The sequence below is a fragment of the Paraburkholderia sp. SARCC-3016 genome, from assembly GCF_031119615.1.
GTDB lineage: Bacteria > Pseudomonadota > Gammaproteobacteria > Burkholderiales > Burkholderiaceae > Paraburkholderia.
Window position 1 is genome coordinate 1 of sequence record NZ_JAVHZD010000043.1, and the last position, 20,411, is coordinate 20,411.

Consider the following 20,411-nt stretch of genomic DNA (forward strand, 5'->3'; position numbering starts at 1 on the left):
AGCCATGTCGTTCTGTGAGCCAAGGAGTTGGTAGAATGTTTTGTCTTCCTAAGACCGCTTGGCCTCCGACTTGCGTCAGCGTCGGGCCATGCGCATCCTTGACGGGCGCGACGATGCTGACGGTTTGCACCGCCTGCGCGTCGGTCCAGCTCTTCAGCTTGCGCGAGTCTGACGCGCGCACCGTGAGGCCCGCCGCAACCACGGCGACGACCAGCACGACACCGACGATGCCGGCCGTGACGAGCCGGCGGCGCGGCGGCTCACCCGCATATCTGGATTCAAAACCGGGTTCAACGGATTCAGACGACATGAGCAGGACCTCCCGAGGCGGATGCCGGGCTTGCCGCGCGTTTGTCGCGCGCGTGAATAATGCTAAACAGGATAGGAACGAAGAACAGCGAAGCGGTGGTCGCGAACAGCAGGCCGCCGATCACCGCGCGGCCGAGCGGCGCATTCTGCTCGCCGCCTTCGCCGAGCGCGAGCGCCATCGGCAACATGCCGATGATCATCGCGAGCGCGGTCATCAGCACCGGGCGGAAACGCGTGAAGCCGGCTTCGATCGCGGCCTTGACCGGATCGCCGTGCTCCGCGAGCCGCTCGCGGCAGAAGCTCACCACCAGAATGGAGTTCGCGGTCGCGACGCCCATGCACATGATCGCGCCGGTCAGCGCCGGCACCGACAACGTGGTGTGCGTCGCGAACAGCATCCAGACAATGCCGGCCAATGCCGCCGGCAGCGCGGAGACGATCACGAACGGGTCGGACCACGACTGGAAGTTCACGACAATCAGCAGGTAGATCAGCACGACCGCACCGAGCAGGCCGAACAGCATGCCGCCGAACGCGGCATTCATCGTTTGCACCTGGCCGAGCAGCGCGACGTTCGAGCCCTTCGGCAGCTCCTTCGCATGCCGCGCGACGATCTTCTGGATGTCGGAAGCGACCGCGCCGAGATCGCGATCCTGCGTCGCCGCGAAGATTTCGACCATCGGCACGATGTTGTACTGGCTCACGACCGAACTCGTCGCGGTGCGATCGAAGCTCGCGAGGCCGCCCAGCACCTGCGCGTTGAGCGGTGCGCCGGCCGTGATCGGTATGTTGCGCAGCGCGGACAGCGAATCGAGCGTGTACTGCGGCGTCTGCATCACGATCGGGTACGACACGCCGTTCGCGTTGTTGAGCCAGTACGTCGGCGCGACCTGGCTCGAACCGGCGAGGTTCACCACGAGGCTGTTCGTCACGTCGCGCTCGGTGATGTTGAGCAGTTGCGCGCGCGTGCGGTCGACGTTCACGTTGAACGTCGGAATCTGCTGCGACTGCTGGATGCGCGCGTCGACGACGCCCGGCACCTCGCGGATCTCGCGCAGCACCGCGTTCACATAGGCGAAGTTGCCGTTGAGGTTGTTGCCGCGCACCTGCAGATCGATCGGCGCGGGCGAGCCGAAGTTCAGGATCTGGCTGATGATGTCCGCCGGCGGGAACGAGAACGTCTCGCCCGGAAAGCGGCGCGGCAGCTCTTCGCGCATCCGGCGCACATAGTCGGCGGTCGGCGCGTGGCCTTCCTTCAGCTCGATCTGGATATCGCCGTCCTGCGAACCGATCGTGCCCGTGTTGTTGTACGCCGTGTTGATACCGCTGACCGGCTGCCCGATATTGTCGACGACGGTGCCGAGCTCGTCCGGCGGAACGATCGTGCGCACCGCATCCTCGATATTCGCGAAGATTTCCGAGGTCCGTTCGACGCGCGTGCCGACCGGCGCACGCACGTGCATCAGGATCTGCCCCGCATCGACGGCGGGAAAGAAGTTGCGGCCGAGAAACGGCACGAGCGCGAACGACACCAGCACGAAGCCGAGAAAGCCGGTCAGGAAGACCTTGCGATGATCGAGCGCGAGCGTGAGCAGACCGCGATAGACGACCCGGGTGCGCTCGAAACGCGCTTCGAAGCCTCTCTGGAAACGCACGAGCGGGTTGCGCGACGGCGGCTTGTGCCCGTCCCCTTCGTGCGCGGCGTCGTGCGGCTTCAGCAGGAAGTTCGCCATGGTCGGCACGAGCGTACGCGACAGGATGAACGACGACACCATCGCGAAGATCACGGCCTCGGCCATCGGCACGAACAGGAAGCGCGCGACGCCGCTGAGGAAGAACATCGGCACGAACACGATACAGATGCACAGCAGCGAGACGAACGCCGGCGTGACGATCTGCGCGGCGCCGTCGAGAATCGCGTCTTCGACGGGCTTGCCGTGCTCGAGGTGCCAGTTGATGTTCTCGATGGTCACGGTTGCGTCGTCGACCAGAATACCGACCGCGAGCGCAAGGCCGCCGAGCGTCATGATGTTGAGCGTCTCGCCGAGCGCCGACAGCGCGATGATCGAACCGAGAATGGCGAGCGGAATCGAGGTGGCGATGATGACCGTCGAGCGCCAGCTGCCGAGGAACAGCAGAATCATCAGGCTCGTCAGCACGGCGGCGATCACCGCTTCGCGCGCCACGCCGCTCACGGCCGCGCGCACGAACAGCGACTGGTCGCCGATCGGATCAATCTGCAAATTGTCGGGCAGCGCCGCGCGCGCGTCGGCGACGTGCTGCTTGATGCCCGCAATGATCGCGAGCGTCGAGACCGAGCCGTTCTTCAAGACCGACATCAGCACCGAGCGGTGGCCGTTCACGTGCACGATATTGGTTTGCGGCGGCGCGCCGTCGCGTACGTTGGCGACGTCGCGGATATAGACCGTCGTGCCGTTCACCGCCTTGACCGGCAAGTCGGCGAGATCGCGGATCAGCGACGGCGCATTGTTCAGCTGCAGCACGTATTCGTGGTCGCCCATCTTCGCGGTGCCGACCGGCGTGGTCAGGTTCTGCGTGGCGAGCGCGTTCGCGACATCCTGCGCGGACAGTCCGCGCGCCTGCAGCTTCGCCGGATCGACGTCGATCTGCACCTGGCGCGTCTTGCCGCCGAACGGATACGGAATCGATGCGCCGGCCACCGTCACGAGCTGCGGACGCAACTGGTTCAAACCGAGGTCGCCGAGGTTCTGCTCGGAGAGGCCCTTGCCCGATAGCGCGAGCTGGATGATCGGCACCGTCGACGCGTTGTAGTTCAGGATCAGCGGCGGCGTGGTCGCGGGCGGCAACTGCTTTAACTGCGTCTGCGCGACGGCCGTGACCTGCGCGTTCGCGGTCGCGATGTTCACGCCCGGCTGGAAGAACACCTTGATCACCGCGAAGCCGTTGATCGATTCCGCCTCGATGTGCTCGACGTCGTTCACCGTCGTGGTGATCGTGCGTTCGAACGTCGACGTGATGCGGCCGGCCATCTGGTCCGGCGGCAGGCCCGTGTACTGCCACACGATACTGATCACCGGAATGCGGATGTCGGGGAAGATGTCGGTTGGCGTCTTCAGCGCGGACAGCGGCCCGATGATGAAGATGACGATCGCCAGCACGACGAAGGTGTATGGCCGCCGAAGGGCAATACGTACCAGGCCGAGCATGAGTATTCCTGGGTAGAACGGTTACAGGGAAAAGCGCCTGATATACGCCGCCGCGACACCGCAAAAGATACAGCCGCGCCGCACGTTGCCCGCTGCGGCGCGCATGAGATCGGTATCGGCATGGCCATCGCCGCTTACGGCGGCGGCTGATGGAGGCGCGGGGTGGTGCGCTTCACTTCTTCGAAAGGACCGCGAGCGAGGTCCGATCGCAGTCTCGCTACAGGTGACCGGCGATAAATCCTTTCCAAATCCTTTCTGAAACATAAACGGAGCATTGCGAGGATCGTGCGGTGCCGATATGCACTGCGTTCGCGATGCATATCGACCGACCAAGCGGGAATTTACACAAACGCTGAATATTTTGCAGGCCTGCACGCGCTGCTTCGGCGCTGCGAAAGATGCTACTGCAACCATATTTCGCGCGTGCGCGATCTCGCTTCAATGCTGCCGCAACGGCCCTTATTGCCGTTGAAACAGGCGCTTGCGGATGCTGCGCATGCCTGCGTGGGCAACCATTATGCACACCCCGGGCAACATAGTTTTTTTTATTACCGTTTATTTTTTGCCCCGCCGCCGCCCGCGAAGCGCCCGTCGCGCCCCGTCGCGACTTTGTATGGCTTAGTCCATACAAATGAAATAGAAAAATAAAGAAAGCATTCAGAAAAGTTTGCGCCTCACAAACTTAATAAGCCGGTGTTTCAATTCGCGCTGTTTCATCCGGAGCGGTCTGCAGGCCTGCGGCTGTACCAACCAGCAACCACAAAGAATCCCAGTTCACACCACGCGCGAGACGGGTGAGCTGGAACAGCGACATTGAAAATTGGAGCCCCCCTTCTATGTTTCGCAAAGCGATCCTACCCATGGCGTTGGCAGCAGCGCTGCTGACGCTTGCCGCGTGCGGCGACGACAACAACAACAACAATTCGTCGACGCCGGCCGCCTCGGTCAGCCCGCAGGACGCACTGCAGACGGCCACGCCAATCAAGCACCTCGTCGTGATCTACGGTGAGAACGTTTCGTTCGATCACTACTTCGCCACGTATCCGAATTCGACGAACGCAGCGGGCGAACCGCAAGTCACGGCCGCCGCCAATACGCAAAAGGATATCAACACCCTCCAGAACGCCGGCTTGCTGGCACCGAACAATCCGAACGGAGCTGCCGCGTCGCCGAACGTTGCTGCGGCCACGATTAATGGGGTATCCACGCAGCCGCCCAATGTCAATGGCGTCACGCTGACCACGACGACCTCTCAACCGTTCCGTCTCGACCGCACGCAGGCGAACACGAAGAGCCAGAACCATAGCTACGGTCCGGAACAGCTCGCTGCCGACAACAACAAGATGGACGCGTTCCCGCTCTTCACCGCGGCGAGCAGCGTGCTCAGCGGCAGCACGGGCCAGTTCGGGTCAGCTGCACAGGTGCTCGGCTACTTCGACGGCAACACGGTGACGGGTTACTGGAACTACGCCCAAAACTTCGCGATGAGCGATAACGCGTGGACAGACACATTCGGTCCGTCGACACCCGGAGCGGTCGCAGTGGTCGCTGGCCAGAACAACGGCATCCAGCTGTTCAAGACGACGTCCACCACCGACTCGAGCCTTGGCACTCAGGTCACCGACACAAGCACGTCCCCGACCGGCAACGCAATCATCGACGGCGCGAGCGGCTTCACGCTGATCGGCGACCTCGACCCGGCCGGTGACGTCTGTACCAACCAGGGCAACAGCGTGGGAGCAGTCGTCGCGCAGTTCGCGCCGACGGTCAAGAATATCGGCGACCTGCTGAACGCAAAGAATGTCACGTGGGGCGGCTTCATGGGCGGCTTCGATCTGACGGCCACCAACCCGAACGGCACGATCGGCTGCAAGCGCTCGACCTTCTCGTCGGTGCTGAACAGTGCATCGACGGACTACGTGCAGCACCACGCGTGGTTCCAGTACTTCCCGTCGACCGCCAACCTGACGCACCAGCGCCCGTCGTCGCCCTCGATGATCGGCTTTACCGATCCGACGCTCGACAACACGGCGACGCCGGTTCACCACCAGTACGACGTCAACGACTTCTTCAGCGCTGTGACGGCAGGCAACTTCCCGTCGGTCAGCTTCCTGAAGGCGCCGGCGGTTGGCGACGGTCACCCGGGCAACTCGGATCCGCTTGACGAGCAGCAGTTCGTCGTGAAGGTCGTGAACTTCCTGCAGCAGCAACCGGACTGGAAGAACACCGCCGTCGTCGTTGCCTATGACGACTCGGACGGCTGGTACGACCACCAGGCACCGACGATCACGCACGCGTCGTTTGACACCTCGCTGAAGATCACTGCAAGCAACAGTTCCGCTGCGACCAAGCCGGTGTTCCAGGGCGCCGACCAGCTGATCGCGGCCGGTCAATGCACGGGGCCGAACGCGGTCCAGCCGAAGGGCGTGAGCGGCAATGTCGTGAACGGCCGCTGTGGGCCGGCGACGCGTACGCCGTTCCTGCTGATCTCGCCGTGGGCGAAGGCCAACTTCGTCGACCATACGCAGATTTCACAGGCGTCGGTCGTGAAGTTCATCGAAGACAACTGGCTCGGCGGCCAACGCCTCGGCAGCGGTTCGTTCGATGCCGACGCGGGCGACATCCGCAGCATGCTGAACGCGACGGGTACGACGCCGACGGTGTTCCTCGATCCGACCTTCGGCACGAAGCTCGCCGCGGCGCCGACGAACTGAGCGGCAGTGTGAATGACAGACGCATCATGTCCCGCGCGGTGCGCCGCGCCGCTAGCGGTCTCCAGCGAGGCGCGACGTAGCGGGAAACGCGTCAAGCCGTAACCGGTGTCGAGCCAGTGCGTAATCCGTGCTGGCTCGACATTTTTTTTGCCTTATCCCTCGTTGCCCATATCGCCATGAGTCTTCCGAACACCCTGCCGCCCACCTTGCCCGCCGGTAACGATTCGAATCGCGGCGCCGCGAAGCACGCGGTGAAGCGTATCGTCGGCTGGACGCTCGCCGTCGTCGTCGCGGGATGCGCTGCCTTTGCCGCATACGCCGCGATCTATCCCGAGCGGATGCCGCCTGCGATCGGCACGATCGTCGAAGACTTCACCGGCGCGAATCCGCAACCGGTCCATCTGATGCTGCCGCCGCAGCAACCGTTGAGCGCCGTCGCACAACTGGGCCGGCAGATCTTCTTCGACACGTCGTTGTCCGCATCGGGCAAGCAGTCGTGCGCGTCGTGCCATAGCCCCGAGCATGCCTATGGCCCGGCGAACGATCTCTCGGTACAGCTCGGCGGCCCGCATATGACCGACGCCGGCTATCGTCCACCGCCTTCCCTGACCTACCTTTACCGCCAGGCGCCGTTCAGTATCGGCCCGGACCAGGGCGACATGGATGCGGCACCGGTCAGCCTTCAGCAACTCGCGTCCGCTGCCTCCGGCGTGCAGCGCGCCGTCAAGACAGCGGGCGTCGCGCCTGCCGCGCCCGCGATGGTGCCGCAAGGCGGCCTCTTCTGGGACGGTCGCGCCAGCACGCTGCAGGATCAGGCGATCGGACCGATGCTGAACCCCGTCGAGATGGCCAATACCAGCGTCGCCGACGTCGCTCGCAAGCTGACGGGCACGAAGTATCTCGACCAGTTCAAGAAGCTGTTCGGCGATTCGATCGCGAACCGTCCGGACCTGCTCGTCGAAGAAGCGATGTTCGCCGTCGGCCGCTATCAGTACGAAGACCCGTCGTTCCACCCGTTCACCAGCAAGTACGATTACTGGCTGCAGGGCAAGGCGCGCCTCACGCAAGCGGAACTGCACGGCATGCGTCTTTTCAACGATCCGGACAAGGCGAACTGCGCGGGTTGCCACCTGAGCAAGCCGACTCGCGACGGTCTGCCGCCGCTTTTCACCGATACGCAATACGAAGCGCTTGGCGTGCCGCGCAATCGCGATCTCGCGATCAACAAGGATCCGAAGTTCTACGACATGGGCGTTTGCGGCCCCTTCCGCGACGATGTGAAGGACCTCACGCAGTACTGCGGCATGTTCCTCACGCCGACGCTGCGCAACGCCGCGACGCGCCACGTGTTCTTCCACAACGGCGTCTATCACGACCTCCAGCACGTGATGGACTTCTATAACCTGCGCAACACGAGTCCGGACAGGATCTATCCGCGCGATGCGTCTGGCAAGGTCGCGAAGTACGACGATCTGCCGGCGAAATATCAGGCGAATATCGACGTCGCCGACGCGCCGTTCGATCGCAAGCCCGGCGACCAGCCGCCGATGACCGACGGCGAGATCCGCGACATCATCGCGTTCATCAATACGCTGACCGACGGCTACAAGCCTTCGGGCAACTGATCTGCCGATCGGTCGCGCCGCAGAGGCGGCGCGAGAACGCCGACGCTCTCCTGCACGGCGTCGGCACGTGTCTTTTCCGTCTCGCGTTCGGGCTCTGTCGACGGCTCGCGCCGTGACTCACGCCACCGCCGGCGCAGTCGGAAAGCACGCCTGCGCGCCGACACTGGCCGCTTCGTTGAGCACCGTGGCGAGAATCATCGCGCTCGCATTGAGCGGCGCCGGCCGGCCGCGGCGCGGCTTGAACACGGCGTCGCCGACATGGATCGCATGCCCGCTCATCGCGCACACGCCATTCACACGCGCACGCGCCGCATGCCATAGCTGATCGCCATACGAGCAGTGCGTCGCGTCGCGCCACGCGATCGTCGCGGTCGCCGACGTCGGCCGCTCGATCAGCGCAACCTGCGCATCGAAGCGCTCGCCTGCCATCGGCAGCGGGCAGTTCCTGCGTTCGAATTGCACGTGCAACGCCGCGAGCCTCGTGACCGCGGGGTCGGTGCGACCCGACATCAAAGAGAGCAAACCGATGGTCTGTCGCCATGGGTCGCACGCATTCATCATCTTGGCCAGCATGAATCACCTCGTCGTCAAGGAAGTGCGGCTCGATCCGCCTGTTTCACCGGTTACACCCGATGATGCGCTCATTCGGGTTTGCGCCGTCCGCTGACGACGCAGCAGTTCAGAATCCGCGTGTGGCGGCGCGCCGCGACGCCCGGCGGCAAGGTGTACGGCTGAGGAAGCTCGAGTGCAACCGGCTTGCTGTAAACGATTTGAGGGGCCACCGCCATCTGCCGCGCCGCGGCGAATAAAGCCTCGGCGCCGCGCGCGGGTACAGGTTTGCTCATTGTTTCGATCTCCGTGATTCTTTTCGCGGCGGAACACCGCCGGTTCACTGATTGACGTTCGTCTTCACCTTCCAGCAATACGGCGTGTCGCCGACGAACCGTTTGAAAACCGCGGTGAAATGCGACTGCGAGCGGAAGCCGCAGCTCAATGCAACATCGAGCATGCTGTGTTTCGAGCGCGTCAACAGCTGTTGCGCGTGCTCGATCCGGCGCCGCAACAGGTATTCGTGCGGACGCAAGCCCGTCGCGCGGCGGAATTGCGCGGCAAAGTGCATGCGCGTGAGTCCTGCGCTTTGCGCCATCTCGGCCAGACCGATCGAGTCGGACAAATGCGCCTCGATGAATTCGATCGTGCGGCGCATACGCCACTGCGGCAGCGCCGCCGCTTCGCGCGTTTGCCGCGCCGCCGCCGTGAAATAGCGCGACACGAGCCGCGACACGATCGCGAGGCACACGCTGTCGGTAAACAGCTTGCCCGAGGCGGCGTCGGTAGAATGCGAAACCGCCAGCGCCTGTCCGAGCCGCTCGAGCGTCGGGTCGCGCAAAATGCGCGGATCGGCGAGCACGATGTCTCCGGCGTGCGCGTGGCCGAACAGGTCCTCGAAGCACTCGGCGAGCGCCTGCTGCGACACGAACAGGTGCAGCACGTCGCCGGGCGACTCGAAGCGCACGCTGACAGGAACCGTCGGCGCGGTGACCTGCACGGCGCCGGCCGTCACACGGCCCGACACGATCGAGCGTCCCGCGTGCTCGAAATTGAGCGTCGTGCACTTGAGGTTCAGCCCGATGCAGTGGTATCCAGCATGCCCCTGATGCGACGCCTCGAACGAACCGGCGTCGTTGCGCGTCCAGCGCGCGACCATCATTTCCCCATACGGAAGCGAATCGCGCGCCTCGTCGACGACGGGGTAGCGCCAGTGATGCTCGGAATGGATCGGGTTGCCGTTTTTTCTGCGCACGGCGTCCGTGGCGATTTCAGTTGAATGAGTCGACAAGGCAATCATGAGCGGCCTGCGCGAAGTGAGTGTCATGCGATGCGGGAATCACAGCTTCCCGCGCTCACTCAAAGGTATCCGAACAGACCCGGTCCAACTAGCCCTACAAAGGATTGGCATGAGCCACTGTTGGTTTGCTCAACTCATCTGCAGGTTTAATCGTCTAATCCGATTTGCGTACTGTGCGTACGCGCATGCGTCGATAGCGGCAATCCCGTGCGGGATTCGATGGCGGCCGCGCCGTCAGCGCGTTTGCCGATACGACAGACAGTCAAAACACTGATGACTGCGTGTCCGGAAATGCTCGATGCTCTGTCCGGCGGCCACCGCGCGTCTGAGCCACGACGGCATATCGCCGGCTCCGGTCCATGTATTGCCGTATGCATCGCGATAGCGGATCGCGCCGAGTTCGCGCGCGTCGTCGACGAGCGCCTGCTCGAGTGCGTCGAACGTGATGCCGCATTCCTTCATGCGGCGCCGGATCCAGCGAATCAGGCGTTCGCGCGCTTCGCCTTCGAGAGGCAGTGGTACTGCGCGGGTCATGCGGGCTCCTCGGAGATCCATTCTGAACCAATTCGGAAAGATTCAACCCCGAATCCATCGAACGCGTCGTCATTGCGGCAGAGTACCGAGGCTCGCGCGCCCCGCATTTGCCGAACAGCACGTGCCGATTCAAATATGCACGTCCTCTCCGGGCCGATGTAGTAACCGCGCACGCGCGGTTCGCGCGAAGCGGCTTCGCATGGACTGCCGACGGTTCGCCCAAATGGTGGTACGCGTCAGCCGTCGCGGGCCGGTATCTCGTGCGAACGGGAACGGCGTGTGCTCGAATCGTGCGATTTCGACAAATTGCGACTGCCGCTAAAAGACAGCCGATGCCCAGTGACTACACTCGATGCCGGTGGATATTCAGTGCGAATCGTCCCGGATCGCCGGGCCCGCTACGCGTGACCCGCCACACAAGCATCGTCAGAATGCACGTCGGCAGAGCGGCGAATCGCCGGCACTGTAGTGAACAAAAAAACGCGCATCGCTGAATCTCGCTCTTCAGCGTCAAGAGGAAACGGCAACTGGAAACAAGTCCGTCGGGCAGGGGTTGAGTGGCGGCCGATGCCGGTGCTCACGAGCGGCCGCGCGGCGCGCGCGTGACCGATACGATTGAAGTGGGGTTATCCGGCCACGCGGCATGCGCGCGTACATTACCGGCCAGACCGACGAACCGGAGCCCGCACGCTTTGCGCACGGCGTGGCGATACGCGAGGCACTGCGCGACTTCTCGGCGGGTTCCCGGCCATGCTATATATCGCGCTTTTGGCGGACAGCGCTGCCGGCCGTTGCGGCAGCGTGTCTGCTGCGAACAGACCGATCTTCTGTCACACCGCACCCGTGCTTCCCGCACAGGCGCGGTGCGCTCTCCCAGTTGCCGTGAAATTCCCCAGACGCACATTTGACCAGGTGCGCCGCCCCGACGCTCGCGCGCTGCGCATACTCGCAGCGGCGCTTGCGTCCGCTGTGTTTTACGCCGACACACTGACGCCGCTTCACATCGCGGTTGCCGTTCTCTATGTCGTCGTGGTTCTGCTGGTCGCCATGAGCGGCTCGCGGCGCGCGACGATCGTCACCGCATGGATCTGTTCCGCGCTGACGCTGATCGCGCTCGCCATCTCGCACACGGACTGTATTGCGGGCGACGCCGGCGGGCGCGGCGCGATGAGCCTGATCGCGATCGCCGTCACGTCGTTGATCGCCGTGCGCCATCAGAGCGGCACCGCGCGTCTCGTCGAGCAGATCCATCTGCTGAACCTGACGCACGACGCGATCGTCGTCTACGACATGAAAGACCGCATCGCGTTCTGGAATCAGGGCGCGGAAAAGCTTTACGGATGGCCCGCGCATCGCGCGCTCTCGCAGCCGATTCACGAACTCACGCAGACGCGCTTTCCCGATGCCGCCGACGTGCGCGCCGCGTTGCTGCGGGACGGCCGCTGGGACGGCGAGCTCGAACGCACGCGCCGCGACGGCCGCGTCGTGATGATCGCGAGCCGCCTCGCGCTGCTGCGCGACGAACGCGGCAAACCGCGCGCCGTGCTCGCGACCGATAACGACATCACGTGCCGCAAGCTTCTGCAAGCGGAACTGCAGCGCAAGCAGGACGAAATGAGCGCGATGCTCGAAGCGATTCCCGGGATGATCTGGGCGTCGACGCACGACGGCACGATCGAACCCGTCAATCGACGCTGGGATGCGTTCGACATCGCGCGCACGCATGCACCCCAGAACGACCAGAGTCTGTGGCGCAGGCTCGTTCATCCGAATGACCTGCCGCGACTCGAAAACGACTGGCGCACCGCGGTCGCGACCGGCGCGTCGTTCGAAGGCACCGCGCGCCTGCGCCGCAAGGACGGGCTGTACCGCTGGATGCATATTTGCGCGGAGCCACTCTTCGATACGACCGGCCAGATCGTGCGCTGGTATGGCATCAATACCGATATCGAGGAGCGCAAGCGCGTGGAGGAAGCGCTCGAGCGCAGCGAAGCGTTTCTCGCCGAGGGCCAGCGGCTTTCGCGAACGGGCAGCATCGCAATGAAACTTCCGGATGGTGAAATGCTCTGGTCGCAAGAGGCGCATCGCATTTTGGGCTATGCTGCGAACGTCGTTCCAGGCATGGATCTGATCCTCGCGCGCACGCATCCCGAAGACGTCGCGCTCGTGCGCCAGAGCTACCGGCAAGTACTGGCCGAGGCGCCGTTCATCGATATCGAGTACCGGCTCGTCATGCCGGACAGGTCCGTCAAACACGTGCATTTTGTCGCTCATTTGAGCGCGCGCCAGTCCGGGCGGTTCGAGTACGTCGGAGCCTTGATGGATGTGACCGAAGCCAAACAGACCGAAGAGGCGCTCACGCGCTCGATGACCGAGCTCGCCCACGTGACGCGCGTCACGATGCTCGGCGAGCTGACCGCGTCGATCGCGCACGAGGTGAGCCAGCCGATCGCGGCGATCGTCACCTGCGGTCACGCGGCGCTGCGTTGGCTCGACCGGCCCGAGCCCGATCTGGCCGAGGCGCGCGACGCGATCGACAAGGCGATACGCAGCGCGAAGCGCGCCAGCGACATCGTCTGGCGGATCCGCTCGATGGCGCAAAAGCGCGGCCCCACGTATGCGGTGCTCGACCTGAACGCGCTCGTCGACGAATCGATCGAGCTCGTGCTGCACGAACTGCACGATCATCGCGTCGAGCTCGAAATCGCATACGTGACGCCATCGCCGCAGATCAACGGCGACCGGGTACAGTTGCAACAAGTATTGATCAACCTCATCATGAACGGCGCGCAGGCGATGGCGTCGGTCACGGGCCGCGAAAAGAGGATGTGGGTCGCGACGCGCATGGCCGATGCGCAGCATGCGCATGTGATTGTCAGGGACTCCGGCACCGGCATCAGCGCCGAACACGCCGAGCAGCTCTTCGAAGCGTTTTTCACGACCAGGTCCGAGGGCATGGGCATCGGACTGTCGATCTGCCGTTCTATCGTCGAAGCGCACGGCGGCCGCATCTGGGCTGAGTCGCCGCCCGAAGGCGGCGCCGTGCTGCAATTTACCTTGCCCGTAACGATGGGAGACAGCAATGAGCAGTGAAGCCGCCAACGAACCCGTGAACGTCGCGGACAACGCGATCGTCTACGTCGTCGACGACGACGAGTCGATGCGCGATGCCGTCAGCACGTTACTCCGCTCGATCGGCCTCAAGGTGAAGACATTCTCGAGCGCGCAGGATTTTCTCGCCGCCGAGCGGCCCGACGCTCCCGCGTGCCTCATTCTCGACGTGCGCCTGAAAGGACAAAGTGGACTCGCAGTCCAGGAGCAGATTGCCGCGCACCAGATCCGCATGCCGATCGTGTTCATGACCGCGCATGGCGACATTGCGATGTCGGTGAAAGCGATGAAAGCCGGCGCCCACGATTTTCTCGCGAAGCCGTTTCGCGACCAGGACATGCTCGACGCGGTCTCCGAGGCGCTGGCCGCCGACCAGGAGCGGCGCCAGGCGGACCGTTCGTTCGCCGGCTTGCGGCGCTGCTACGACTCGCTGACGCCGCGCGAGCGCGAGGTGATGGCGCTCGTCGCGAGCGGCCTGCTGAACAAGCAGATCGCGGCCGAAATGAAACTCAGCGAAATCACCGTGAAAATTTACCGCAGTCAGGCCATGAAGAAGATGGAAGCGCGCTCGCTCGCCGATTTCGTGCTGAAGGCGGAGGCGCTCGGCGTGAAGGCCGCGCTCGGCGCGCCGTCGTTTGTCAGCATAAGAACGGCGCCGCGGGTTTAGTCGCGCATTCAATCGCGGGTAGCTTTCGGGCGGGCTCACAGCTCGCTGACGATCTTCTTGGCACGCAGCACGCACGCGGGGCTCATGCTCAGTTCGTCGACGCCGAGACCGACCAGCAGCGGAATCATCCGCGGTTGCGCGGCCGCCTCGCCGCACACCGCGACCTCGATGCCGGCCTGCCGCGCCGCGTCGCAGACCATCGCGATCGCGCGCAGCACCGCCGGATGATCGCATCGATAGAGCGGCGCGAGCTTCGGATTCGCGCGGTCGGCGGCCATCACGTACTGCGTGAGGTCGTTCGTGCCGATCGAAAAAAAGTCGACTTCCGGCGCAAGCATATCGGCGGTCAATGCGGCCGCCGGCGTTTCGATCATGATGCCGAGCTTCGGTGCGCCGAACGGAATGCCTTCGCCGGCGAGTTCGCGCGCGCATTCGGCCATCAGCGCCTTGACGCGCCGCACTTCGTCGACGTCGGCGATCATCGGCAGCATCGCCTGCACGTTGCCGGCGCTCGCCGCGCGCAACAGCGCGCGCAACTGCGGTTTGAACACGTCGGGACGGTCGAGGCACATGCGCACGCCGCGCCAGCCGAGGAACGGGTTGTCTTCACGCGCAAACGCGATGCCGGGCACGGGCTTGTCGCCGCCGATGTCGAGCGTGCGGATCACGACCGGATGCGGTGCGAACGCTTCTGCAACGCGACGGTAGACGCTGTATTGCTCGTGCTCGCCCGGCAGCGAGCGGCGATTCATGAACAGCAGCTCGGTGCGAAAGAGGCCCACGCCCATTGCGCCCACCGCCTTGGCCGCCTCGATCTCGTCCGGCGAACCGAGGTTCGCCGCGATGCGAACCGGCCGGCCCGCGCGCGTGACGGGCCCGACGTCGCGATAGACGTCGAGCGCGGCGCGGTGCGCGCGTGCTTCGTCGATGCGCGCCGCGAACCGTTCCTGCAACGCGCGCGTCGGCTCGAACCAGACATGACCGAGCGTGCCGTCGACGGCGACCTGCGCCACGCCGCGCAGCCTGCTATCGGGAACGGCCAGACCGAACACCGCGGGAATACCGTGCGAGCGCGCGATGATGGCGAGATGCGATGTCGCGCTGCCGCGTGTGCAAACGAGCGCCGCGATGTTCGCGACATTCGCGCGCGCGAGATCGGGCGCCGTCAGATCCGAGGCGAGCACGACGCAAGGCTTCGCGATGCCGGCAAGGCTCGCGTCCTGCTGACCGTTCAGACGCAGGGCGACCTGACGCGTGATGCCATGAATATCGTCGGCGCGGCTGCGCAGATACTCGTCGTCGATCGACTCGAACGATGCGGCGAGCGCCGCGCCGACTTCGAGCGTCGCGGCCGTCGCGTCGCGGCCCGCTGCGATGCGCGTTCTGATTTCACCCGCGAATTCGTCGCTGCGCGCGACGCTCACGAGCGCTTCGGCAATGCCGTCGTGATCGCCCATCCGGTCGAACTGGCTGTCGAGCGCGGCCAGTGCGTCGTCCAACGCGCGATCGAAGCGCATCGCTTCGGTTGCCGTTTCGTGCGGCCCGATGAACTGACGCGCGGCTCGTAATGGCTCGGGAAGGTACACGAAGGCGTCGCCGAATGCGACGCCTTCGCTTGCCGGTATGCCGATCAGCGGCGGCGTCTCGTCTGCGGGTGCGCCAGAGCGATCGCCGTCTGCGCCATTGCCGGCGCCGGTACGCGACGACGCATCGGGCGCGTCCGTGTCGCCCCCGCACGCCGCCGCATCGGCGGCGTGCGCGGCGCTCGCCGGCTGCACGCCCGCTTCCGGCGAAGACAGGAACTGCGCCATTCGCGCCACCGCATCGCTTTCGTCGGCGCCGTCCGCGCGCAGCACGATCTGGTCGTGTTCGCGGATGCCGAGCAGCATCAGTTTCACCGCGCTTTTCGCGTCGGCGCTCGTCGAACCGTGCAGCACGAGCAGCGAGCACGAAAACTCTTTCGCGAGCTTCGCGAACTGCGTTGCGGGCCGCGCATGCAGCCCTTCGGTCACTTTCACCACCACCGCTGTTTCGAGCATCGACTTCACCTTCCCGTCTGACGTGCCGTGAGCTCACGGCACGGACGATTGACGCAAGCTTGCGACGGGCGATAAGCGCCGGCCGCTCGTCTGCGAGGCCGGCGCTCGCGGCATGCGCATCCCGCTCAGCGATCCGCGATCTCGATCACCGTGCCGCGTTTCATGCACGCGAGCAGTTCGCCCGCGTCGACCGGCTGCGCGCAGATCTCGCCGGGCCGCTGCGCTTCGTTCGCGCCATTGAAATTGATCACGACGTGACCGAGTTCGCTGACCTTGTTCCATGCGCCTGGGCCCACCGCGGTAACGGACGCGCTGATCGCGCCGATGCGCAGCGTCGAGCCCGCTTGCGGCGCCTGCTGCTGCGCAGCTTCGACACGATGCAGCACCGACACTTCGGCCAGCTCGGGGGGCGCGCCATCCGCGTACAGGATCAGCACGCCGCCTTCGAGCAGTTCCGGCACTTCCGGGCCCACTTCGGAAATCACCGTTTTGTAGTAGTGCATAGTCCGTTTCCAGAGAAGGTCGTCGCTCACAGCGCGAAACTCGCTGCCCATGCAATCAGCACCGAAACCGGTCCCATGATCTGCCGGCTGATCAGCACCGCGGGCACGCCGACGCGGATCGTCTCCGGCTTCGCTTCGCCGAGCGCCATGCCGACCGGCACGAAATCGCAACCGACCTGCGTGTCGTAGGCGAACAGCGCCGGCAGCGCCATTTGCGGCGGAATCGTGCCGTTGCCGATCGCGGGCCCGATGATCGCCGCGCCGATCACCTGCGCGATCACCGCACCCGGGCCCAGCACCGGCGACAGAAACGGCAGCCCGCATATCGCCGACAGCACGACGAGGCCGACGATATTGCCCGCGAGCGGCTCGAGCAGATGCGCGAGACCGTTGCCGATACCGGTTGCGTTGATGATGCCGATCAGCATCGTCACGAAGGCCATGAACGGCAGCACGTTGCGGATCACCGTGTCGATCGCCTTGCGGCCGCTGTTGAACAGCACATTGACGACACCGCCCATCACGCGCCCGATCGAGGTGATGAGCCCGACGATGCCGCGGCTTTCCGCACCGCCGGGCTGCCCTCCGATGCCCGGCGGCGCGACGACAGCCGCTCCCGCGCCGCCGGCCGCCGGCATCGCGAGCGCATCGCCGGGGCTGGCAGGGCCGCCCGCCTCGGGCGCCGGCGCAGCCTCGCCTGCTTCGCGTTCGACCACGGACAGGTTTTCGGGCAGCACGCCCGATACGTACACGTCTTCGGTGATGAACTGCGCAAGCGGCCCCGACTGACCGACCGGCGTCAGGTTGATGGTCGGGATGCGTTTGCGCGGATAGACGCCGCAACGCGCCGTGCCGCCGCAGTCGATCACGACGGCCGCCATTTCCGACTCGAGCGGCGGATTGCGAAATCCGTCGACGACGGTCGCGCCGGTCAGTTCGGCAAGACGCGTCGCGAGTTCAGGAATCTTGCCGCCCGTCACCGCGACGATCTTGTTGTGCTCCGGCGTCGGCTGAACGAAGATCGGGCCGCCCCAGCCGTTCGGCCCATGCACGACCTTGACGGTCCGATAAGCTCTCGTGTCCATTGCGTTGTCCCCTTTCGTGTCCCGGTGATCGGCGGGCAATCACAGCTTGATGTTTTCGCGGCGCGCGATAAGCCGCGTGATGACCTCGGTGAGCATGCCCTTGAAGAGGTTCACGACGAGGCCCACGATCAGGTAGAACAGCGCAAGTTTGGGAATCGAAAACGGCAACGGGTGCGTTTCGGCGAGCTTGGTCAGCCCCGCGGCCACGCCGAGCCAGACGAACAGTTCACCGGGGTTGCAATGCGGAAAGAGCCCGGTAATCGGGTGGCACAACGAAACGGCCGAATCGTAGAACGCAGGCTTGTGCTTCTCTTCGAGAAACACGCCGAACGTGTAGGCCATCGGGTTTGTCAGAAAGAACATCGCAAGCAGCGGCAGCAGCGTATAGCGCGTGATCACGTTCTTCGAAAAGAAACGCGCAAGACCCTGAACGCGGTGCTCGCCGATCAGCGCGATCAGCGTATAGACGGCGGTCAGCAGCACGATCAGTGTCGGCAGGATGCCGGTGACGAAACCGATGAACACCTTGCCGCCCGCGTTGAACACGCCGATGAACGCTTCGGCGAAGTGCGTAAGCCAGTCGAGAACGATCACGGCGACTCTCCCAGTGGTCCAGCTGATGCGCGAAAAGCTCCGTCGTCATGGTTGCGGACGGAACCGGACGATATGGCTGTGGACGGGCGAAACCTCAGGCCGGTTGCGCCGTGCGCTGCGCGCGCTCGAGCGCATCCGACGCAGCGATCACGATACTGCGGCGCAAACCGGAGCCTGCGAGCCGCATACGGAATTCATCGATGGCGAGGCCGGAAAATCCGTCGTGCTGACGAAACCGGCTGAAGACGGTCATACCGGACATGCTCAGAAATTCGCGGACCGTGAGCGCGCTGTCGAGCACGACGATCGCAATCGCGCCACGCCCGAATCGGACCTTGCATGCGCCGACGCCGAGAAAACCGCTAGTCCAGCGGCCCGCCGTGCGACGCAATGCATCGCCGTAGCGGCGCATCTGAAACCACGACGCCACCACTTGCAACGCCCAGAACACGGCTAAAGCGAGCAACGCGCCACGCACATAGTCCATTGTCGTCTCCCGGCTCTTCATGCATGTGTTCCGCGCGACCGATGACCGGAAGGCCGCGACGTATTCGCACGCCGCGCGATTCACACACAGACGCGGAGCATGAACATCATGCTCTCCTAATAATACAATTGTTCAAACTCAACTGAATTGGGGAAAACGCGAGTCGGTCTTTCAAGCGGCTTTATCCGCTTTACCAAGCGCGATTAGCCAGTAGCGCTTAGCAGCGCTTAGCCAGTAGCGATTTCTATCGCGCTTTCCGTCAGTTGGTCTGTCTTTTATTGATCGGTTGCATTGTCACCCTAATCGCGCGTCGAGTACACGCGTTTCTTGATGCATTGTTTTTCGATTCGCTGCTTCAGCTTGCACTCGCGATGTTCTGCGCCACGATCGCGGCGACGTCGTCGCGCGCCTCGATGTGCGGCAGATGCCCGACGCGCGCGAATCGATGCACTGCAACGCGGCCCGGCAGACCCCGCGCGTGCCGCGCGGGCAGAATGCGATCCTGCAGGCCCCAGATCACGCGCACCGGTATCGACAGCGCGGCAAGCACGCCGCGCAGATCGAGGCTTTGTGCGCCGTCGGGAAAAAAAGTATCGGCCAGCGCGGCGAGGCGCGCCCGGACGTGCGCATCGCCCAACTGTTGTTCGGCAGTCGCGACAAACATCTGGTCCATCTGTACGGGGTCGGCGAACAGTTCCTTGAGCCATGCCGCAAAGCTCGCGCGCCGCGACGCCTGCGTGATGCCGTGCAAAAACGCGGCGTTGCTGTCGGGTCCGAGGCCCGCGGGCGCGATGAGCGTCAGCGAACGGATCCTTGTCTGCGCGAGCGAACCACAGGCCGCGGTCGCGAGCGAGATTGCACCGCCGAACGAATGACCGGCCAGATGGCAATGCGTGATGTGCGCGGCAGCCAGCGTTGCGTCGACGGCGGCGACGATGTCGTCGAGTGTGCCGGCGCGCTGCGCGGCCGACTTGCCGTGCGCGGGCAGATCGAGCGCGAGCACGCCGGGCCCCGCCGGAGCGGCACGCTCGAACGCATGGCAGAACGGGCGCCAGCTGTTGAGCTCCGCCGCAAAGCCATGCAATAGCACGAGCGGGTCGCCCGTGCCTTCGCGCAGCCAGACGCCGTGCAAAGGCGCAGCGCGCTCGCGTGGCACATCGCTTGCGCCGATGCGGCCGAGCGGCCCGGAGCCGGCGATGCCATGCAGATCGAGGCCACGTTCGCGCGCAAGGCGCCGTGCGGCAGGCGTCGCGCGCAAGCGGCCCGCGACGGCGCGCATATCGACCGGGACCGCCGGCGCGGAAGACGGCGCCGACGCGACATGCGCACTCGCGGTATCCGCGCTCACCGCATGCGCGACCGGCGCTGCGTCATGCGCCGCACCGCCCGCGTCGTCGCCACTATCCGCGTCCTGCGCAAGCGCCGCAGCGGGCGCCTGCGCCCCCGCGAGGTCCGCCACCGCCTCGCCGTCCGCATAGATCCATGCGATCGGCGTACCCACGGGCACCGTCTCGCCGACTGCCGTGCTGATATGGCGGATCGTGCCGCTTGCCGGCGCATCGACTTCCATCGTCGCCTTGCTCGTCTCGATCTCGAAGATCACCGCGCCCGCGCGCACCGCTTCGCCTTCGTGCACATGCCACGCGGCGATCATGCCTTCGGTCATGTCCATATCGACGCGCGGCAGGATCACTTCGGTCGGCATC

General features: G+C 64.7%; 15 protein-coding genes and 1 pseudogene. 4 read left to right on the forward strand and 12 right to left on the reverse strand.

Annotated elements, in window-relative coordinates; translation table 11 throughout:
- Both QYH69_RS31445 and QYH69_RS31450 read right to left on the reverse strand, forming a co-directional pair.
- Positions 1-310: pseudogene (locus tag QYH69_RS31445) on the reverse strand (hypothetical protein); the annotation flags it as partial.
- The gene (locus QYH69_RS31450; RefSeq protein ID WP_308835575.1) at positions 300-3,497 is read right to left on the reverse strand and encodes an efflux RND transporter permease subunit; all 3,198 of its coding nucleotides are present in this window, start codon (positions 3,495-3,497) and stop codon (positions 300-302) included. The gene QYH69_RS31450 and the pseudogene QYH69_RS31445, both read right to left, overlap by 11 nt.
- An 836-nt stretch (positions 3,498-4,333) precedes the next feature.
- Here QYH69_RS31450 and QYH69_RS31455 point away from each other — a divergent pair.
- Together QYH69_RS31455 and QYH69_RS31460 are read left to right on the forward strand one after the other, a co-directional pair.
- Positions 4,334-6,211, forward strand: a complete 1,878-nt coding sequence (locus tag QYH69_RS31455; RefSeq protein ID WP_308835576.1) for an alkaline phosphatase family protein — start codon at positions 4,334-4,336, stop codon at positions 6,209-6,211.
- A gap of 176 nt (positions 6,212-6,387) precedes the next feature.
- Positions 6,388-7,836 carry a cytochrome c peroxidase gene (locus tag QYH69_RS31460; protein ID WP_308835577.1) on the forward strand — a complete coding sequence of 483 codons (1,449 nt, stop codon included), beginning with the start codon at positions 6,388-6,390 and terminating at the stop codon, positions 7,834-7,836.
- A gap of 117 nt (positions 7,837-7,953) precedes the next feature.
- Here QYH69_RS31460 and QYH69_RS31465 read toward each other — a convergent pair whose 3' ends face one another.
- The 4 genes from QYH69_RS31465 to QYH69_RS31480 all read right to left on the reverse strand — a co-directional run bounded on the left by QYH69_RS31465 (position 7,954) and on the right by QYH69_RS31480 (position 10,219).
- On the reverse strand, positions 7,954-8,409 hold the full coding sequence (locus QYH69_RS31465; protein ID WP_308835578.1) for a DUF3331 domain-containing protein: 456 nt from the start codon (positions 8,407-8,409) through the stop codon (positions 7,954-7,956).
- Positions 8,410-8,477: 68 nt separating this feature from the next.
- Positions 8,478-8,681 (reverse strand): hypothetical protein, encoded by a 204-nt coding sequence (locus tag QYH69_RS31470; RefSeq protein WP_308835579.1) that lies wholly within the window; start codon positions 8,679-8,681, stop codon positions 8,478-8,480.
- 44 nt (positions 8,682-8,725) lie between these two features.
- Entirely contained in the window at positions 8,726-9,685 is a 960-nt protein-coding gene (locus tag QYH69_RS31475; protein WP_308835580.1) for an AraC family transcriptional regulator, read from the reverse strand.
- Between the two features lie 234 nt (positions 9,686-9,919).
- Complete coding sequence (locus tag QYH69_RS31480) at positions 9,920-10,219, reverse strand: H-NS family nucleoid-associated regulatory protein (RefSeq protein ID WP_308835581.1); 300 nt, start codon at positions 10,217-10,219, stop codon at positions 9,920-9,922.
- A gap of 882 nt (positions 10,220-11,101) precedes the next feature.
- Between QYH69_RS31480 and QYH69_RS31485 the strand changes: the two genes are divergently transcribed.
- Together QYH69_RS31485 and QYH69_RS31490 are read left to right on the forward strand one after the other, a co-directional pair.
- Positions 11,102-13,312, forward strand: a complete 2,211-nt coding sequence (locus tag QYH69_RS31485) for a PAS domain-containing protein (protein ID WP_308835582.1) — start codon at positions 11,102-11,104, stop codon at positions 13,310-13,312.
- Positions 13,302-13,997, forward strand: coding sequence for a response regulator transcription factor (locus QYH69_RS31490; RefSeq protein WP_075157949.1), 696 nt, complete (start codon positions 13,302-13,304; stop codon positions 13,995-13,997). Before QYH69_RS31485 ends, QYH69_RS31490 begins: the two co-directional genes overlap by 11 nt.
- Positions 13,998-14,032: 35 nt before the next feature.
- Here QYH69_RS31490 and ptsP read toward each other — a convergent pair whose 3' ends face one another.
- The 6 genes from ptsP to QYH69_RS31520 form a co-directional block, all read right to left on the reverse strand.
- Positions 14,033-16,036, reverse strand: a complete 2,004-nt coding sequence (ptsP, locus tag QYH69_RS31495; RefSeq protein WP_308835583.1) for a phosphoenolpyruvate--protein phosphotransferase — start codon at positions 16,034-16,036, stop codon at positions 14,033-14,035.
- 125 nt (positions 16,037-16,161) lie between these two features.
- Positions 16,162-16,539, reverse strand: coding sequence for a PTS glucitol/sorbitol transporter subunit IIA (locus tag QYH69_RS31500; protein ID WP_308835584.1), 378 nt, complete (start codon positions 16,537-16,539; stop codon positions 16,162-16,164).
- Positions 16,540-16,565: 26 nt separating this feature from the next.
- On the reverse strand, positions 16,566-17,624 hold the full coding sequence (locus QYH69_RS31505; protein ID WP_308835585.1) for a PTS glucitol/sorbitol transporter subunit IIB: 1,059 nt from the start codon (positions 17,622-17,624) through the stop codon (positions 16,566-16,568).
- A 39-nt stretch (positions 17,625-17,663) separates the two neighbouring features.
- A complete protein-coding gene (locus tag QYH69_RS31510) occupies positions 17,664-18,218 on the reverse strand; it encodes a PTS glucitol/sorbitol transporter subunit IIC (RefSeq protein WP_075157952.1) in 555 nt (184 codons plus the stop codon).
- Between the two features lie 94 nt (positions 18,219-18,312).
- On the reverse strand, positions 18,313-18,726 hold the full coding sequence (locus QYH69_RS31515) for a transcriptional regulator GutM (RefSeq protein ID WP_308835586.1): 414 nt from the start codon (positions 18,724-18,726) through the stop codon (positions 18,313-18,315).
- Positions 18,727-19,060: 334 nt separating this feature from the next.
- Positions 19,061-20,410, reverse strand: coding sequence for an acetoin dehydrogenase dihydrolipoyllysine-residue acetyltransferase subunit (locus QYH69_RS31520; RefSeq protein ID WP_308835587.1), 1,350 nt, complete (start codon positions 20,408-20,410; stop codon positions 19,061-19,063).
- Position 20,411 lies beyond the last annotated feature (1 nt).

Bases quoted from the DNA above. Each gene is read 5' to 3' on its own strand.
- QYH69_RS31480 (WP_308835581.1), bottom strand. From the start codon at position 10,219: ATGACCCGCGCAGTACCACTGCCTCTCGAAGGCGAAGCGCGCGAACGC.
- QYH69_RS31460 (WP_308835577.1), top strand. From the start codon at position 6,388: ATGAGTCTTCCGAACACCCTGCCGCCCACCTTGCCCGCCGGTAACGAT.
- QYH69_RS31520 (WP_308835587.1), bottom strand. From the start codon at position 20,410: ATGCCGACCGAAGTGATCCTGCCGCGCGTCGATATGGACATGACCGAA.
- QYH69_RS31455 (WP_308835576.1), top strand. From the start codon at position 4,334: ATGTTTCGCAAAGCGATCCTACCCATGGCGTTGGCAGCAGCGCTGCTG.
- QYH69_RS31490 (WP_075157949.1), top strand. From the start codon at position 13,302: ATGAGCAGTGAAGCCGCCAACGAACCCGTGAACGTCGCGGACAACGCG.
- QYH69_RS31465 (WP_308835578.1), bottom strand. From the start codon at position 8,409: ATGCTGGCCAAGATGATGAATGCGTGCGACCCATGGCGACAGACCATC.
- QYH69_RS31475 (WP_308835580.1), bottom strand. From the start codon at position 9,685: ATGATTGCCTTGTCGACTCATTCAACTGAAATCGCCACGGACGCCGTG.
- QYH69_RS31515 (WP_308835586.1), bottom strand. From the start codon at position 18,726: ATGAAGAGCCGGGAGACGACAATGGACTATGTGCGTGGCGCGTTGCTC.
- QYH69_RS31470 (WP_308835579.1), bottom strand. From the start codon at position 8,681: ATGAGCAAACCTGTACCCGCGCGCGGCGCCGAGGCTTTATTCGCCGCG.
- ptsP (WP_308835583.1), bottom strand. From the start codon at position 16,036: ATGCTCGAAACAGCGGTGGTGGTGAAAGTGACCGAAGGGCTGCATGCG.
- QYH69_RS31505 (WP_308835585.1), bottom strand. From the start codon at position 17,624: ATGGACACGAGAGCTTATCGGACCGTCAAGGTCGTGCATGGGCCGAAC.
- QYH69_RS31500 (WP_308835584.1), bottom strand. From the start codon at position 16,539: ATGCACTACTACAAAACGGTGATTTCCGAAGTGGGCCCGGAAGTGCCG.
- QYH69_RS31450 (WP_308835575.1), bottom strand. From the start codon at position 3,497: ATGCTCGGCCTGGTACGTATTGCCCTTCGGCGGCCATACACCTTCGTC.